Consider the following 15297-nt stretch of genomic DNA (forward strand, 5'->3'; position numbering starts at 1 on the left):
CCATGAAAACGCTTATGACATCTTCGATAATTGCTTTGAGTGCTTTGGCAGGCGCCGCACAGGCGGATGTGAACGCCTGTCTGATCACCAAGACGGACACCAATCCATTTTTCGTGAAGATGAAGGAAGGCGCGACCGCAGCTGCAGAAGCCAACGGTATCAGCTTGTCGACTTTTGCAGGCAAAATCGATGGCGACGTTGAAAGCCAAATTACCGCAGTGGAAACCTGTATCGCCTCCGGCGCCAAAGGTATCCTGATCACCCCCACTGACAGTCGTACTTTGAGGCCGGTGATTACCCAGGCCCGCGAAGCTGGCGCCCTGGTAATCGCGTTGGACACGCCGTTTGAACCCGCCAGCGTTGCGGATGCAACCTTTGCCACCGACAACTTCAAGGCCGGTGTTCTGATTGGCGAATGGGCTGCGGCCAAGCTAGGCGAGGACGCGGCAAGTGCCAAGATTGCACTGTTGGACCTGAACCCATCAGAGATCTCGGTCGACTATCTGCGCAACAATGGTTTTCTGCAGGGTTTTGGCATCGACATCAAGGACCCGACCGACATTGGAGACGAGGATGACCCCCGCATCGTTGGCAATGACGTGACCAACGGCAACGAAGAAGGCGGTCGGACTGCAATGGAAAACCTGATGCAGATCGATCCGGAAATCAACGTGGTCTACACCATCAACGAACCTGCCGCTGCTGGGGCCTATGAAGCGCTGAAATCGGTGGGCCGAGAAAATGATGTTCTGATCGTTTCGGTCGACGGCGGCTGCCCTGGAGTCCAGAACATTTCGGATGGCGTGATCGGCGCGACATCGATGCAGTTCCCGCTGCTTATGGCCTCTCTTGGCATCGAAGCGATCAAGTCCTGGGCAGAAACCGGTGCGAAACCGCAGAACACCGAAGGATTGGATTTCTATAACACTGGTGTTGAACTGATCACCGACGAACCAGTGGATGACATCCCTTCCCTGAGTTCGGCCGAAGGCATCGGCAAGTGTTGGGGCTGATCTCCCCACGTTTCCCTAAGCCGGGGCTGTAGTGGTCCCGGCACTCATTCTCCGCAATCATCTTTGACCATACTCAACATGCCAGCATAGGCTGGCGTTGAGGGAGATCTTCATGACAACCAAAGCCAGCTATGAACAGGTCATCGCCCAAGGCGATAACAAAGTCGCTAAGTTCGAAACCCGCAACCAAAGCTTGCTGGACCGTGTCCAGCATATACTTCACAACAACCCCACCTTTGTTCCGGTCATCGTATTGGTGATCAGTCTTTTGGCTTTCTGGATCATTGCAGGCGGGCGTTTCTTTTCTGCGTTTAATCTTTCGCTGATCATGCAGCAGGTGTCGATCATCGGGATACTCGCGGCGGCGCAATCGCTGATCATTATCACCGCGGGGATCGATCTGTCTGTCGCAGCGATTATGATCCTAATGTCGGTGATCATGGGAAACCTTGCTGTCAATTTAGGTGTACCGTCGCCGCTTGCGATCGTTATTGGTTTTGCTGGGGGGATGGCGGCTGGGGCCATGAACGGGCTCCTGATCACAAAGATAAAACTGCCACCTTTCATTACGACGCTGGGGACATGGTCTATCTTTTTCGCGCTCAATCTTTGGCTGTCTGGCGCGCAGTCCATCCGCAGTCAAGATATCGATATAAACGCCGAATTCCTGAAGTTCTTTGGCAACGCCATTCAGATCGGCGGCGCACGCATCACTTTTGGTGTGGTCCTGATGATCGTGATCTTTGTGGTTCTGTGGTATATGCTGAACAAAACCGCATGGGGCCGCCACGTCTATGCTATCGGTGACGATGCCGAAGCTGCCGAAATGTCCGGCATACGCACCGAACGCACGCTTGTGTCGGTCTATATGCTGGCCGGACTGGTCTGCGCGATCGCGGGCTGGGCATCAATTGGCCGGGTAGGATCAATTTCGCCGCAGTCGTTCTACGAAGGCAACCTGCAATCCATCACTGCCGTGGTGATCGGGGGAATCTCCCTGTTCGGGGGACGCGGATCGATCATGGGCGCGCTGTTTGGCGCGCTGATCGTCGGCGTGTTCCAATCTGGGCTGCGCATGGCCGGGGTTGATGTTCTTTGGCAGGTCTTTGCCATCGGCTGGCTCATCATCATCGCCGTCGCTATTGATCAATGGATCCGGAGGGTTTCCGCATGACACCTGTTGTATCTGCCAGAGGAATCGTGAAACGCTTTGGTCATGTCACCGCCATTGACCATTCCGATTTCGAACTGCGTCCGGGGGAAATCCTTGCCGTTATTGGAGACAATGGGGCGGGAAAGTCCTCGATCGTCAAGGCGATCTGTGGCGCCACGATCCCCGATGCAGGTGAGATCCTCATCGAAGGCAAACCGGTCAAGTTCTCATCCCCCATCGAAGCGCGGGAAATGGGGATCGAGATCGTCTACCAGAACCTTGCTCTGTCGCCTGCGCTGTCCATCGCGGACAATATGTTCACGGGGCGCGAGCTGCGCAAATCAGGCTTTTTGGGCAAGTTCCTGCGGATGCTGGACAAGCCCGCAATGGAGAAGTTTGCCCGCGAGAAGCTGACCGAGCTGGGGCTGATGACGGTGCAGTCGATCAAGCAACCAGTCGAAACCCTTTCTGGTGGTCAACGGCAGGGTGTCGCCGTGGCCCGCGCCGCCGCCTTTGCCACCAAGTTCATCATAATGGATGAACCCACGGCGGCCTTGGGCGTCAAAGAAAGCCGCAAGGTGCTGGAGCTGATTAAAGATGTGCGCGCCCGTGGCATTCCCATCATCCTGATCAGCCACAACATGCCCCATGTCTTCGAGGTTGCTGACCGCATCCACATCCACCGGCTGGGCAAGCGGCTGTGCACCATCGATCCCAAGGACTACACCATGTCCGATGCGGTGGCCTTCATGACCGGGGCAAAAGAGCCTCCTGCGCAAGACGTGGCATGAGGTCCCCCGACAAGATTGCCGAGGCGCTGGCGGACGAAATTCTGGCAGTGCCTCGCGCAAGGAAACGCAAACTGGTCGCTATGGCGGGACCGCCCGCATCCGGCAAGACAACCTTATCCCATGTGCTGGCTGATCACCTGACTCAAGCCGGATGCAAGACGTCCGTGGTGCCAATGGATGGTTTTCATCTGGACAATCAGATTCTGGCTAAATTGGGCTTACTGCACCGAAAAGGCGCGCCCGAGACATTTGATGCAGAAGGGATTCTGCGTTTGGTTCAGGCACTGTGCAATGCTGATCGGGTTTTCTACCCCACCTTTGATAGGCGCGAAGATTTCTCACGTGCAGGGGCCGGTTTGGTCGATGGCAAATCCGACTGCGTTTTGATCGAAGGCAACTATCTGCTGTTCGATGCGCCGGTTTGGAAAGAGTTGCACCCCCTTTGGGATGTGTCGATCCGGTTGCACGTGCCGCGCGAAATCTTGCGGCAAAGACTGGTGCAGCGTTGGGTCGACTTTGGCTTACCCCGTGAACATGCGGAGAAACGCGCCGTGGGCAATGATATGGCGAATGCCAAGGCTATTGCAAACCGCGCTCTTCCCGCGACAATCACGATTTAACGAAAGGCGTCCTCTCATAATCCTTTGCTGCGGCAAAGCACTGATCGACATGATACGCCCGCCTACCAGCACAGGGTGTGACGGCTTTGTTCCGCATGCGGGTAGAGCCGTGTTCAACACCGCAATCCGTCTTGGGCGGCTTGGAGCCCGCGTCGGCATGCTCACCGGGCTAACCACCGATATGTTTGGTCGTCAACTCAGCGAAGTCCTCTAAACTAGCCACGTGGATACAACCCAAGTCATCACTTCAGATCGCCCGACAACGCTGGATTTTGTGCGCCTTGCGGACGGTCACGCGACCCATTCGTTCTATGATGAAAACTCTGCCGGGTGGATGCTGGCACCAGACGATTTGCCTGAGATACCAGACGACATTTCTGTACTCTACTTCGGCGGCATCAGTCTGGCTAGCGACCCGGGGGGGGGTATCAGGCGCTGCTGGTCCGCGAAGGCGATGGGAGCGCGGTGATGATCGATCCGAATTTCCGCCCGGACTTCATTGAAGACGAAGGCCGCTACCGAAAGCGACTGGGGGCGATGCTGCGCAAGTCAGATATCGTGAAGGTTTCGGATGAGGATCTGAACCGGATCGAACCCGCGCCTCTGTTGCAAGGCGAAAAGGTTGGTTGTTTGCTGGACAGTGGTCCCGCACATTGTCAATGTGACTTGCGGTGGCGATGGGGCAACGGGATATGTGCCGGACAGTTCCGAAGTGCATGTGTCAGCCAATCCTGCCCAGATCGCCGATACCGTCGGTGCTGGCGACACATTCAATGCAGGTCTGCTGGCCAAGCTGTCCAAATTGGGAGCCCTTCGAAAGCGTGCGCTACGGGAAATGGCCGCCGAAGTCGTCCAGCAAGCCCTGTCCTACGGAACCCATGTTGCAGCAGTCACCGCATCTCGTGCAGGTGCAAACCCTCCCTGGGCACGGAGGCAGGTCTTTTTTGAACCGCCGTCGCAGGCGAGCAGACATCGGCCTCAAGCTTGGCCTAGCAGGGTTTTTAGTTCAGCCCCAAACCAGGAAACGAAGCGAGAGGCAGGTTGAGTGTAGCCGATGGCTTCAGGGGCAACGAACTGAAAGACGCGCTCGCAAGGTAGGCGCGTGTCAAAGGGTTCAACCAAAGATCCCTTTCTAAGCGCACCCATCACATAGACGTCGCGCAGAAGAGCAAAACCTTGTCCCGAGATCGCCGCCTGTAGGATCATATCCGCATTATTGAAGGTCAGGCGCGGCCGGGTTTCAAAGGGGTGGCCTGCAAGAAAAGCTGCAAAGTAGTTGGCCCAATGAACGGTTTCGTCTTCATGGATCAATTGTGCCTGGCAAAGAAGTCCGACGTCGGGTTTGTCAGTTGGCTGCAACTCCGCTGTCAAACTGGCCAGGTAATCTGGGGCGCAGACCACTCTCATGTGTTCTCGCGGCACGGGGAGCAAGGCATTGCCACTTGCTTCTGCCCCTTGCGAATGTGGGCGCGGAAGCAAACGCAGGGCGACGTCGATCCGCTCTTCCTCCAGATTCACAAAACGGTTTGCAGCACAGATTCTGACGTTGATGTCTGGCGAGCGCTTCAGAAACGCGGCGAGTCTTGGCTGCAAAACGATAGAGGCCAATGATGGGGCAATCCCTATTGAAAGAACCTTTTGATGGTACTGGCTCCCCACCAAATGACCAATATGTTCCAACTGATGTGTCACGGTGCGGACCTCTGGGATGATGGCACGCAGGAACTCTGTTGGCTCCAGGTTTCGCCCCTTTACACGAAACAGTTTTGTGTTCCACCTCTCCTCTAACTTGCTGATATGATAGGATACCGTGGGCTGCGACAAGTTGAGCTCGCGCGCGGCGGCAGAAACTGAGTTCAGCCGTGATACCGCATCGAGAGATCGTGCTTCCTGCAATGTCGGGATGAATCTTCGTGGAGCGCTCATGTCACATCCATAGAGGTTTTCTATAAGACTTTCAACTTTACTGATTTGCGAAAACCCAGCCGCAAGGCGAAAGATCAGCCCGTTTTTTGTTCTAGTCGAAACGGGAGGATAGACATGACAATTTCAAGAAGAGCGGTGCTCACAGGCTGCGCTACGGCACTTTCAGTAAGCTTTTGTGGATTGGCGGCTCAGGCCGGAGAAACGCTTGATCGCATTCTGAGAAATGGTGTGCTGACCGTTGGTACCAATTCAGACTATCGCCCCAATTCTTTCATGAATGAGAATAATGAGCTCGACGGTTTTGATATCGCGGTCTCTAAGGAAGTTGCCGCACGTCTGGGCGTCGACGTCAAATTCGTGACCCCCGGCTGGGAGGTCATGACCGCAGGCCGCTGGGCGGGCCGCTGGGACATGGTTGTTGGCTCGATGACGCCTACGAAGGCCCGCGCCGAAGTTCTGGACTTTCCGGCGATCTATTACTTCAGCCCCGCAGCTTTTGCAGTGCACAAGACATCGCTCGCGGTAACCCCGAGGGATCTGGACGGAAAAACCGTGGGTGTGGTCTCTGCCTCAACCTACAACCGGTATCTGGAGCATGATCTGAAGCTCGACGTGGTGGGGATGCCTGCCTTTACCTATGATGTTACCCCCGGTGAGATCCGGGCCTATAGCGATGTGAACGAGTTTGATGACCTTGCCCTTGGCGATGGCGCACGGCTCCATGCGGTGTTGCAATCGGTGCCGGTTATCGCCGAGGCCGTTGCCGTTGGCCTACCGATCAAACAGCTGGGAGCACCCGTCTTCTTTGAACCCCTGGCCCTAGCCACCGACAAGGGGGACGCTGAGCTGAATGCCCGGCTTCACGACATTGTCGAAGAGATGAAGAGCGACGGCACTTTGGCGAAACTGTCGGTTAAATGGCACGGCACTGACCTCGTCAGCACCAACTAAGGCAAGCCAATGGTCACGTTGTTCAAAAGCAGCTTCCAGCATGGTCCGGAGCGTCTGAAACTGGCAGCCGGTCTGGCCTTGTCGGTCTTTGCGACGGCCTTCTTTCTGTCGGCCAACCAAGGCGTCTTGGGCGGTCTGCTCTTGCCCGCCATGGGCCCAGAGACCCTGGCCGGAAACTGGGGGCGGTTTTCGGCGGCATTGGTGGCCTTTCTAATCGGGGGGGGCGTGGTCTACGCCCTTCTTGGCCTTCAACGCCGCCTGCAAGCCTATCTGACCTGGGCCATATTGGCGGTAATTGCGCTTGGGTTATTCTATTCCTTTGATTTGAGCTTTGGCTTTATTGGCAAGAAACTGCCCTACCTCTTGTCGCAGGGGGCGGTCACAACGCTCTATGTTTCAGCGATCTCAATCACCCTGGCTTTTGTCTTTGCCCTCGCAGGGGCAACGGCAAAACTCTCGGGCATCGGTATTCTTGAAGGCATCGGTGCGTTTTACACCTCCTATTTCCGCGGCACGCCGCTCTTGGTGCAGCTGTTCCTGATTTACCTGGGGTTGCCGCAGATTGGCATAGTTGTGGATCCAGTTCCCGCAGCCATTGCCGCCCTGTCGCTGGTCTATGGCGCCTATATGACCGAGATTTTCCGATCTGGAATTCAGTCGCTCCCTGCAGGGCAATGGGAGGCCGCCGACGCGCTGGGCTTGCACCGCATGGTGACCTTCCGCAAAGTGATCCTGCCGCAGGCCATGCGGGTGATCATCCCGCCGACAGGCAATCAGTTCATCGCAATGCTCAAGGACAGCTCTCTCGTAAGCGTTGTGGGGGTGTGGGACCTGATGTTCCTCGCCCGCACCGTTGGTCGGTCTGATTTCAAAATCCTTGAAATGCTGATCGCCGCCTCGATTGTCTACTGGCTGATGTCGATCATCCTGGAACTTGTCCAAAAGCGGATAGAGCAGCATTTCTCCAAATCCTTGATCCGCTAACCGCCAGAATAGAAAGAAATATTGTCAAGATGACTGCGTATAGTGACCCTCCGTTGAGAGTGGCGGTGATGGCCAACTCAGGGTTCGACACCGACCTTGGCCTGACACGTCAAACCCTGGACGACAAATACCTGACGGCGGTGCTTGAAGGTTGCGGCGCTCTGCCGATCATCGTTCCAACCCTCTCCAGCGCGGCGCAGCTGGAGGCCTTTCTCGACCTCGCGGATGGGGTCATTTTGACGGGGGATCAATCTAACATTGCCCCCGGGGCCTATGGTGCAACGGGCAACAGTCAGAGTCATGGCCCTTTTGATCTGCAACGGGATGCCTCAGCCCTCTATCTGGTCAATGCGGCCCGCAAGAGGAATCTGCCTCTGCTTGGCATCTGCCGCGGCATGCAAGAAATCAACGTCGCCCTTGGGGGCACAATCCGCACAGGGTTTGCCGGACGCGCTGACCATCCGGACCATCCACATTTGCCGAAAGCCACGGATCCAGATCTTGTTTACCAGGACGCACACCCGGTGAGCGTGAACTCTGATACCCAATTGGGGGCCGCCATCGGAAAGCCCCGCGTGTTTGTGAATTCCGTACATGTGCAGGCGGTTGATACATTGGGCAAAGAGCTGACGCCCGTCGCCCGGTCCGATGATGGGATTATCGAAGCCTTTGAACACAGCGCGGGCGGTCTTATTATTGGGGTTCAATGGCACCCGGAGTACCGCGCATCTGAAAGACCGCTTTCCGCCGCCTTGTTTTCCCATTTTTCCGGAGTGATGAAAGACCGCAAAGCGAGCGCTAAATGTGTCAAGTAACGCCGGTTCTCTTTCGGCACAGTTCGTTCGCCAACACTACATTTCTAGCCTGAATTTCCTGTCAATAAGCTCGCAATATTCTATTTGGAGTTTCGTGGTCCTTTGCATCTTCTCATTATTTCATCGTGACGCTGCAAAACTCCCAAATGCCTAAGTTCGTTCAATGTTGTGGTTTCCGCATTTTGACAAGACATTGAAACTGGGGATATTCCGCTTCTATTGACCTGGCTAAACGTTGAACGAGAAACGGCCGTTTATCCTGATTGGTTCGTCCCGCTTCCTAGATGTTAGAGCAAATCGGCGCGAAACTGCGTTTAAGCCCAAGCCGTAGGTCCAAGGTTTCTACGACTGCGTTGGAGAAATGGTCTACGGCAGAAAAAAGGCAGGTGAGGAGTAGAAGCTCGACGCCCATATGAAGGACCGAAAACGGAAACGTTGATGCGTCACTGGAAAGCCGACCCAGCATTTGCGGACTTATGCTGCGGCAGCAGTAGCTGCGCAGACATAAGGGCTGTTTGTCCGCACCGCCCACATTCCTGGTCTCGGTGAACTAAGTGGTTGAAGCGAAGTTAGAACTGAGCCCATAGTGCCGAATGCTGCGCTTGGCACCAATGTAAGCAACGCCACAGGTTGCAGCTAATGATATCCTTGCAACAAAGACTGGGTGCAGATTAGATCGGTAGCTCAAGAGTTGCCTTTTCAGTTGATACAACAATTGATGTCCGGAACTTGCGAACATTCTTGTCAGCCAAGAAAAACCGATGGGTGAAACGTTCGTAATCCTCCATGTCTTTGGCGACGACAACCATCAAGAAATCTGCATCACCGGCGATGCAATAGAAGTTGGTCACCTGCCTGTCTTCGCGCGCCTTTCTTTTAAACGCGCTGATCTGATCTAGGCGGTCACGTTCAAGCTCGACGGACACGATTGCGGTGATACCAAAACCCAGCTTCGTTCGGTCAAGAACGGCCACCTCTTTCTGGATGACGCCCTCGTCGCGCAGACCCTTTAGCCGTCTCTGCACCGATGCCGTGGAGGCCCCGGTGTGCTCTGCCATGTCCTGGATGGTTGTTCGGGCGTTTTGCTGAAGCAATGCCAGCAGCTTATTGTCCAGATGATCCATGATCTATTTGTCTCACTTTTGATGCAAATTTGATTTCATGAGATCACAATATATCAAAAATCGCCATTTAATACGTCACGATGCAAATCTAACTTGAGCGCCATGAAACACGGTGCTCTTGCAATTCTTCCCTTGGCTGCTGGCGCAGCTGTCTACGGTTTCGCATTTGGTTTGTTGGCTGCCCAGGTTGGCTTCCCCTGGTGGGGTGTCACTTTGTTGAGCGGCCTGGTCCACGCTGGATCTTCCCAGATTGTGGCGGTTGAGCAGTTCTCTGGATCCGCTTCTGTGCTGGGTGCGGCCTTGGGAGGCGCGGCACTAAACCTGCGTTACATCGGCATTGTTGCGTCATTATCAGAGGTTCTAAGTGGCCTTTCGCTACGAATGAAACTGTTAACGATCCACATTACCGGTGATGAAAACTGGGTGCTAACGATGGTGGAGCGTGCAAAAGACCCTACGATCGGCGCCCGTTTTCTGATCGGTTCTGGGCTGGTGATGATTTCGGTCTGGACCGTCTCAACAACGCTTGGAGCTGTCGCAGGATCAACCCTGCCAAATCTTGAGCAGTTTGGATTGGGCTTTGCGTTCACAGCCGCTTTTATCGCAATGGCCAGAGGACTATGGTGCGGATATGCAAATATGCTCCCTTGGTCCTCTAGCTTTGTAACAACAATCGCAGTCGTTTCTCTGGGAACACCGAAAGCCTACGCGATCGTTACCGGGGCCATGTGTGGCCTCGCCATATCCCATCAGATCAGGAAACGAGGAAGTACCCCACAATGACTGTTTCTTATTGGATGCTGATCCTCGCCCTTGCGATTGCTGCATTCACAATCCGGGTGGTCGGACTCTTTGCCGGAGATGCGATCAAGTCGTCGCGTTTCAGCTGGATGTTGGATGAGTTGCCCGGCCTTATTGTCGTCTCGCTGGTGGCATCCTCATTGGCTGGCCAACCCGCGGAAACCTGGGTTGCCGCCGGCGTTGCTCTGGCCGTTGCGTATTTCACAAATCACGTCATCCTAACGATGTTCGTAGGTGTCACGGCTTTTGGATTGCTTATCTGGCTCGGCGTTTGAATTTCTGGAAAACCAATGCCAGTATTAACATCTCGGACCGTAGCACTGTTCACACAGCTGACGTTCCTGGTTTCAGTGAATTAAGCGATTGAAGCGAACGTTCGGAATGAGCCCATTTTGATCAATGCTGCAGGCCGCATGAATGGCTGCTTCCTGTGATTACCTTAGAATACGACCATCCGGCGTACGTACGCTTATGACTTCCACTGAAACGTCCAAATCGGATGTGAGGACATCAGTTGGCAAGTCGGGGGCGGCTAGTCTGAGCGACTGGGTTTCTTGTGGTAGTACAATTGGGACTAAAAGTGCCGTTCCAAAGCGTTGTTCGCCTGCGAAGCCAACCTCCTTCAGAACTATCGAACTGCCCATCGCCAAGTAGCGAACACCATAGTTGAAGGAAGCGACACGCTCCTCTGAGCGGTTCGAAACGGAACACCGCAATATCCAAAAACCTGTGCCAAGTGCCTCTGAACGTTCGGGCAGAAAACGGCACTCCGTCACATCAATGCTTTTCCCAATTGGTGGTGGTGGGCGATATGTCAGAGGGCAGTCTTCGGCGTTAACGTCGCCATCTGAGGTTGGCGGCAAGCACGCGTCGAAAGAACTACTGAGACCCTGCGCTGATAAATTTCCCGCAATCGTCAAGCAAATAGTCAGGGCAACAAATACCAATTTCCCACTTTGCATCATTCGATCATGTTACGAAAAAAGCGGTCATTGGTGCAACCACAGCGAAAGGGCGGCTTTGTCCGCTTCGCAGTCATCTGTCGATACCCAGATTTCGCTGGCGCAGCGAACGATCCGTTCGATGGGCTGCACTGTAGCATTGCTTAGTCGCGTTTAGCGACAGAGCTGGGCCGAAAGTCGACACTCACACCGTTGAGGTCGGCCCGACACAACTTCTGGCGACGGCACTCTGTCGTTGACAAACCTTGAGTTTTTCTACAGCTTCCGCCGCGATGGTTCCTGCTGTGCCAAAGGCCGCGCAGGATGAAAAGGGAATACGGTGAGGAGTAGCCAATAGGCGCCAATTCCGTAACTGCCCCCGCAACTGTAAGCGGTGAGCAAACTGTCAAAACCACTGGGCACCTGCCTGGGAAGGGACAGCAAGCTTCGATCCGCAAAGTCAGGAGACCTGCCATCGTAGACAAGCAACCAACCGGGCGGTGGGCCCGTGGAGGACAAAATGATAGACATTCATGGGGTGACCCATCGTGACTGCCTGACTCCGTCGACGAGGCAGCAATGGACGCATATCTCTATTTAGTTTCCGCCAGCTACGTTAGCCATGCCAAGTTTCGCAACCTGGCCAAGGCACTGATCCGTGCAGCCCCTTGTTCAGCACGCGCCGTTCGGCTTGAGGGTTCGGGTGACGGGATGTGGCATGCGCTGGATGAATTGAGCGGCCAAGGTGCCAGCCGTATCGAGCTGCGGCCCATAGGCCTGCCCTTTTCGCAAAGCCTTGAGAAATGGTTGCCAAACGCAGCAGCAAGCTGGCTTGATCGACACGGGCCTGGAGCGCCGGATCTTTTCATGGGCGCCGTTTTGCAGGCCGACAATCGCGTCATCCAGTCCGCAGCTCGCGCACGCATTGAGCTGACACGCATTCACCCAAAGGCGGATGGCGAGATCGGCAATGGCTGGGACTCGCCCCCTGATTTTCGTCACCACATTCTTGTCTGTGCCGGACCGCGTTGTCATCTGAAAGACGCGCCCAATCTGGTAGACGCACTGAAGTCCGAGCTGGGCCGTGAGCGGGTCAGCTCGCAGTGCCTTGTTACCACCACCGGTTGTCTTTTCCCATGCAATTCGGGCCCGGTGATCGTGCACTACCCCCGCGGAAATTGGTATCGCGTCGCCGATTTGAGCGACATCCGTGACTTCGTTGCGCAAGCGTTGTGCGCGAACACAATCCCAAAGCATCTTCTCATTCATCAAACAGAGGACCATCAAGTATCTGCTTAAAGCGCTTATCCCCTTCGCCCTGACTGCAACGGCTTCAATGGCCGACACCGTCACCGTGTCCAACTGTGGCACTGAATACAACTTCGTTACGGTACCGACCCGTGCAATTACCCTGAACCAGCAAGCCACCGAAGTGATGCTGGCGCTTGGACTGCAAGGATCGATGATAGGCACTGCCTATCTGGACGACGCGATTCCCACCCAATGGAAAGACGCATTCGACAGCGTCCCTGTTTTGGCCGAAAAATACCCGGCGGCTGAGGTCGTTCTGAAAGAAGATCCGGACTTCCTGTTTGCAGGTTTTGGCTCGGCTTTCTCCGAGAAAAATCTGGGCAAAGCAAAGAAATGGCATGACCTTGAGGTCGGCACCTATCTGGTGGATGCCTCCTGCAAGGCTTATCATCCGAAGAACGAGCCGCTGACCATTGAACCGATCCTAAAGGACATCGAAGTCATCGGGGACATCTTCCACGTGGAAGACCGTGCGGACACGTTGATCGCAGAAACCAAAGCCCGCATTGACGCCGTGGGGAACAACCCGGCTGGCGCGGGCCGCACTGCGTTCATCTATGACAGCGGCACCGACACCCCCTATTCCATCGGTTGCTGCGGCGGTCCCGCCCTTGTTGCCAAGACTGCGGGGCTGAACAGCATCAGCGCTGACGTGGAGGGCACCTGGGTCGACGTCGCATGGGAGGTCGTCGTCGCCGCTGACCCCGATGTGATCGTGCTGATCGAAGCGGGCTGGTCCACAGCCGCAGAGAAACGCGAATATATGGAAAATGATCCGGTTCTCTCCGAATTGACCGCCGTGAAAGAAAGCAAGTTCGTCACCGTTCCGTTCTCGGAAACCCTGCTTGGCATGCGTTTTGCCGACGGCGTCGAGAACGTGAACGCCCAACTGGCGGCCATGAAGTAAATGGTGGTTCGGTTTCCAATCCTCTTCCCCATCAGTTTGTTGGTGCTTGGTCTTGTGGTCTTGGCTGGCATCCTATGGGGCACAGCCGAGATCAGCTGGGCCGACCGTTTTGCAATACTGTTGGGGAGCGACGATGCACCACGTGGGTTGTCGCTGATCATCTGGCAATGGCGCATCCCACGCGTCTTGGCAGTTGGGGTGATTGGGGCCGGATTGGCGCTAGCAGGGGCGTTGATGCAAACGGCCCTGCGCAATCCGATGGCAGATCCCTATCTTATGGGGCTGTCATCAGGGGCATCAGCCGCCGCAGTGGGCGCAATCATTTGGTTGCCCGATTGGGTCACCGACAGCTTCGGCGTCCCGGCTATTGCCTTTATCGGCGCAGCATTGGCTTTTCTGATGACGATCACCCTGTCTGGGCGGCGCGGACACCCTCTGGATCCGTTAATCGTCATTCTGGCGGGCGTTGCCGTTTCGTTGATGTTTCAATCGCTAACGGCGTTTTTCTTGTATATCGGTGACCCGCACGCCACGCGCACTGCTCTGGGCTGGTTGATGGGAACCGCTGGCAACACCGCATGGCACGAAGTTCCAATGATCACCGTCGCCCTGATTGTGATCGGTGGCTGGGCGATTTTCAATGCCAATGCTCTGGATGCCACCCTTCTGGGCGAAGAGCGCGCCCAAGCCTTGGGCGTGCGCACGGCGCGGCTGCGCATGTGGATCTTTTTGGCCACGGTCACATTGACCGGTCTGGCCGTCGCAGTTGCCGGGATCGTCGGCTTTGTTGGCCTGATCATCCCGCACATGGCCAGGATTCTGATCGGCGCTCGTCACCGGGTTTTGCTTCCGCTCACCATGGCACTGGGCGCCATAGTCCTGATTGCAGTCGACCTTCTCTGTCGTACCATCCTGGCCCCAGAAGAGCTGCCTTTGGGGGTCCTTCTCGCGCTTTTTGCAGCCCCACCTTTTATAATGATATTGCGAGGGTTGCACCGTGCCGCGTAACGCCACTCCGACCGAGATCGCGCTCCAGATCCAAAACCTCGCCGTCGATGTTGGCAAGTCGACCTTCGTGCAGGGCGCGACGCTTACCGTTCCAAAAGGTGAAATCCACGGGCTGCTCGGGCCAAACGGCGCTGGCAAGACCACGCTTCTGCGTAAGCTTTATCGTGCGGCGAGGGCCAGCGCAGAGATTATCCAAGCCTTTGGCCGCCCTATCGATGATCACAGTTCGCTCGAATGGGCGAAACTCGTGGGGGCACTTGTACAAAGCTCGGGCCTCTTAGCTGGGCTGACCCCACAAGATATTGTCGAGATCGGCCTGTCTATCCTTGAACTCGATCGATCCGAGATTGCAGATCGGCGTGACGAGGCGCTTTCACTGGTTGGGCTTAGCGACAAGGCCAATCAGCCGGCGGGAAACCTGTCAGGTGGCGAACTTCAGCGTTGCTATTTCGCGCAGCTCTTGGCGTGTGACCCCGAAATCTACATCTTGGACGAACCGACAAACCACCTGGATCTGCACTATCAGTTGGCTCTGTTGGACGAGGTGCAGCGCCGGGGGCGCACGGTTTTGATGACGTTGCACGATCTGTCTTTGGCGAAACGCTATTGCGATCAGGTCTATTTGATGTCTGCTGGTCAAATCGTCGATCGCGGCACGCCCGATCAGGTCCTCACCGGAGAGGCCTTAATGCAATACTATCAAGTAGACGGGCAGTTTCAGGGCGCTGCACTGTCCCTTGTTGGACCTGTTCAGGCGCAGGCCTCTGGGAAACACTACGCGAGACGTTAATTTCAGGTGATATCACCATTCTGACAGCCAACCCCGACACGGGAAACCAAGACCTCTTGTCTGGCTCTGGTTTATCCTACGCGATCGGCAAGGCAGTGGCGAACGAAGAGAAAGCTGGGATTTCTAAGCCTACTCAAGTGGAAGGGGCGACCCATCGAGTTG

Annotated in this window: 15 protein-coding genes, 1 pseudogene and 1 riboswitch; of the genes and pseudogenes, 14 read left to right on the top strand and 2 right to left on the bottom strand. The window is 55.5% G+C overall.

Annotation, left to right across the window (positions count from 1 at the left end; all coding sequences use genetic code 11):
• Window positions 1–2: 2 nt before the first annotated feature.
• From SIC14_RS11805 to SIC14_RS11825, 5 genes and pseudogenes are all read left to right on the top strand, one after another.
• Complete coding sequence (locus tag SIC14_RS11805; RefSeq protein WP_412562127.1) at window positions 3–1013, top strand: sugar ABC transporter substrate-binding protein; 1011 nt, start codon at window positions 3–5, stop codon at window positions 1011–1013.
• A 112-nt stretch (window positions 1014–1125) separates the two neighbouring features.
• A complete protein-coding gene (locus SIC14_RS11810) occupies window positions 1126–2187 on the top strand; it encodes an ABC transporter permease (RefSeq protein ID WP_412562128.1) in 1062 nt (353 codons plus the stop codon).
• On the top strand, window positions 2163–2957 hold the full coding sequence (locus SIC14_RS11815; RefSeq protein WP_412562129.1) for an ATP-binding cassette domain-containing protein: 795 nt from the start codon (window positions 2163–2165) through the stop codon (window positions 2955–2957). Before SIC14_RS11810 ends, SIC14_RS11815 begins: the two co-directional genes overlap by 25 nt.
• Window positions 2958–3037: 80 nt before the next feature.
• A complete protein-coding gene (locus SIC14_RS11820) occupies window positions 3038–3577 on the top strand; it encodes a nucleoside/nucleotide kinase family protein (RefSeq protein ID WP_412562130.1) in 540 nt (179 codons plus the stop codon).
• Window positions 3578–3593: 16 nt separating this feature from the next.
• Window positions 3594–4505 (top strand): annotated as a pseudogene (locus SIC14_RS11825) (carbohydrate kinase family protein); the annotation flags it as partial.
• Between the two features lie 50 nt (window positions 4506–4555).
• Here the strand turns inward: SIC14_RS11825 and SIC14_RS11830 are convergent.
• Window positions 4556–5503, bottom strand: coding sequence for a LysR substrate-binding domain-containing protein (locus tag SIC14_RS11830; RefSeq protein WP_412562131.1), 948 nt, complete (start codon window positions 5501–5503; stop codon window positions 4556–4558).
• Window positions 5504–5617: 114 nt separating this feature from the next.
• Between SIC14_RS11830 and SIC14_RS11835 the strand changes: the two genes are divergently transcribed.
• From SIC14_RS11835 to SIC14_RS11845, 3 genes are all read left to right on the top strand, one after another.
• A complete protein-coding gene (locus SIC14_RS11835) occupies window positions 5618–6454 on the top strand; it encodes a transporter substrate-binding domain-containing protein (protein WP_412562132.1) in 837 nt (278 codons plus the stop codon).
• 9 nt (window positions 6455–6463) lie between these two features.
• Complete coding sequence (locus tag SIC14_RS11840; RefSeq protein WP_412562133.1) at window positions 6464–7438, top strand: ABC transporter permease subunit; 975 nt, start codon at window positions 6464–6466, stop codon at window positions 7436–7438.
• A gap of 68 nt (window positions 7439–7506) precedes the next feature.
• Window positions 7507–8253, top strand: coding sequence for a gamma-glutamyl-gamma-aminobutyrate hydrolase family protein (locus SIC14_RS11845; protein WP_412565860.1), 747 nt, complete (start codon window positions 7507–7509; stop codon window positions 8251–8253).
• Window positions 8254–8924: 671 nt separating this feature from the next.
• Here the strand turns inward: SIC14_RS11845 and SIC14_RS11850 are convergent.
• On the bottom strand, window positions 8925–9377 hold the full coding sequence (locus SIC14_RS11850; RefSeq protein WP_412562134.1) for an Lrp/AsnC family transcriptional regulator: 453 nt from the start codon (window positions 9375–9377) through the stop codon (window positions 8925–8927).
• 102 nt (window positions 9378–9479) lie between these two features.
• Between SIC14_RS11850 and SIC14_RS11855 the strand changes: the two genes are divergently transcribed.
• From SIC14_RS11855 to SIC14_RS11880, 6 genes are all read left to right on the top strand, one after another.
• Complete coding sequence (locus tag SIC14_RS11855) at window positions 9480–10160, top strand: AzlC family ABC transporter permease (protein WP_412565861.1); 681 nt, start codon at window positions 9480–9482, stop codon at window positions 10158–10160.
• Window positions 10157–10453, top strand: coding sequence for an AzlD domain-containing protein (locus SIC14_RS11860; RefSeq protein WP_412562135.1), 297 nt, complete (start codon window positions 10157–10159; stop codon window positions 10451–10453). The genes SIC14_RS11855 and SIC14_RS11860 overlap by 4 nt, the downstream gene beginning before the upstream one ends.
• A 943-nt stretch (window positions 10454–11396) precedes the next feature.
• Window positions 11397–11611, top strand: a riboswitch (cobalamin riboswitch).
• Between the two features lie 87 nt (window positions 11612–11698).
• The gene (locus SIC14_RS11865) at window positions 11699–12418 is read left to right on the top strand and encodes a (2Fe-2S) ferredoxin domain-containing protein (RefSeq protein ID WP_412562136.1); all 720 of its coding nucleotides are present in this window, start codon (window positions 11699–11701) and stop codon (window positions 12416–12418) included.
• A gap of 37 nt (window positions 12419–12455) precedes the next feature.
• Complete coding sequence (locus SIC14_RS11870) at window positions 12456–13337, top strand: ABC transporter substrate-binding protein (protein ID WP_412562137.1); 882 nt, start codon at window positions 12456–12458, stop codon at window positions 13335–13337.
• Window positions 13338–14345 carry a FecCD family ABC transporter permease gene (locus SIC14_RS11875; RefSeq protein WP_412562138.1) on the top strand — a complete coding sequence of 336 codons (1008 nt, stop codon included), beginning with the start codon at window positions 13338–13340 and terminating at the stop codon, window positions 14343–14345. It begins immediately after the preceding gene.
• Window positions 14335–15135, top strand: a complete 801-nt coding sequence (locus tag SIC14_RS11880) for an ABC transporter ATP-binding protein (protein WP_412562139.1) — start codon at window positions 14335–14337, stop codon at window positions 15133–15135. Before SIC14_RS11875 ends, SIC14_RS11880 begins: the two co-directional genes overlap by 11 nt.
• The last annotated feature ends 162 nt before the right edge of the window (window positions 15136–15297 follow it).

The sequence above is a fragment of the Thalassobius sp. MITS945101 genome (genome assembly GCF_047123305.1).
Classification (GTDB): Bacteria; Pseudomonadota; Alphaproteobacteria; order Rhodobacterales; family Rhodobacteraceae; genus Thalassobius.

Bases quoted from the DNA above. Each gene is read 5' to 3' on its own strand.
- SIC14_RS11820 (WP_412562130.1), top strand. From the start codon at position 3,038: ATGGCGGGACCGCCCGCATCCGGCAAGACAACCTTATCCCATGTGCTG.
- SIC14_RS11870 (WP_412562137.1), top strand. From the start codon at position 12,456: ATGGCCGACACCGTCACCGTGTCCAACTGTGGCACTGAATACAACTTC.
- SIC14_RS11865 (WP_412562136.1), top strand. From the start codon at position 11,699: ATGGACGCATATCTCTATTTAGTTTCCGCCAGCTACGTTAGCCATGCC.
- SIC14_RS11830 (WP_412562131.1), bottom strand. From the start codon at position 5,503: ATGAGCGCTCCACGAAGATTCATCCCGACATTGCAGGAAGCACGATCT.
- SIC14_RS11875 (WP_412562138.1), top strand. From the start codon at position 13,338: ATGGTGGTTCGGTTTCCAATCCTCTTCCCCATCAGTTTGTTGGTGCTT.
- SIC14_RS11835 (WP_412562132.1), top strand. From the start codon at position 5,618: ATGACAATTTCAAGAAGAGCGGTGCTCACAGGCTGCGCTACGGCACTT.
- SIC14_RS11840 (WP_412562133.1), top strand. From the start codon at position 6,464: ATGGTCACGTTGTTCAAAAGCAGCTTCCAGCATGGTCCGGAGCGTCTG.
- SIC14_RS11810 (WP_412562128.1), top strand. From the start codon at position 1,126: ATGACAACCAAAGCCAGCTATGAACAGGTCATCGCCCAAGGCGATAAC.
- SIC14_RS11855 (WP_412565861.1), top strand. From the start codon at position 9,480: ATGAAACACGGTGCTCTTGCAATTCTTCCCTTGGCTGCTGGCGCAGCT.
- SIC14_RS11850 (WP_412562134.1), bottom strand. From the start codon at position 9,377: ATGGATCATCTGGACAATAAGCTGCTGGCATTGCTTCAGCAAAACGCC.
- SIC14_RS11860 (WP_412562135.1), top strand. From the start codon at position 10,157: ATGACTGTTTCTTATTGGATGCTGATCCTCGCCCTTGCGATTGCTGCA.
- SIC14_RS11845 (WP_412565860.1), top strand. From the start codon at position 7,507: ATGGCCAACTCAGGGTTCGACACCGACCTTGGCCTGACACGTCAAACC.
- SIC14_RS11805 (WP_412562127.1), top strand. From the start codon at position 3: ATGAAAACGCTTATGACATCTTCGATAATTGCTTTGAGTGCTTTGGCA.
- SIC14_RS11815 (WP_412562129.1), top strand. From the start codon at position 2,163: ATGGATCCGGAGGGTTTCCGCATGACACCTGTTGTATCTGCCAGAGGA.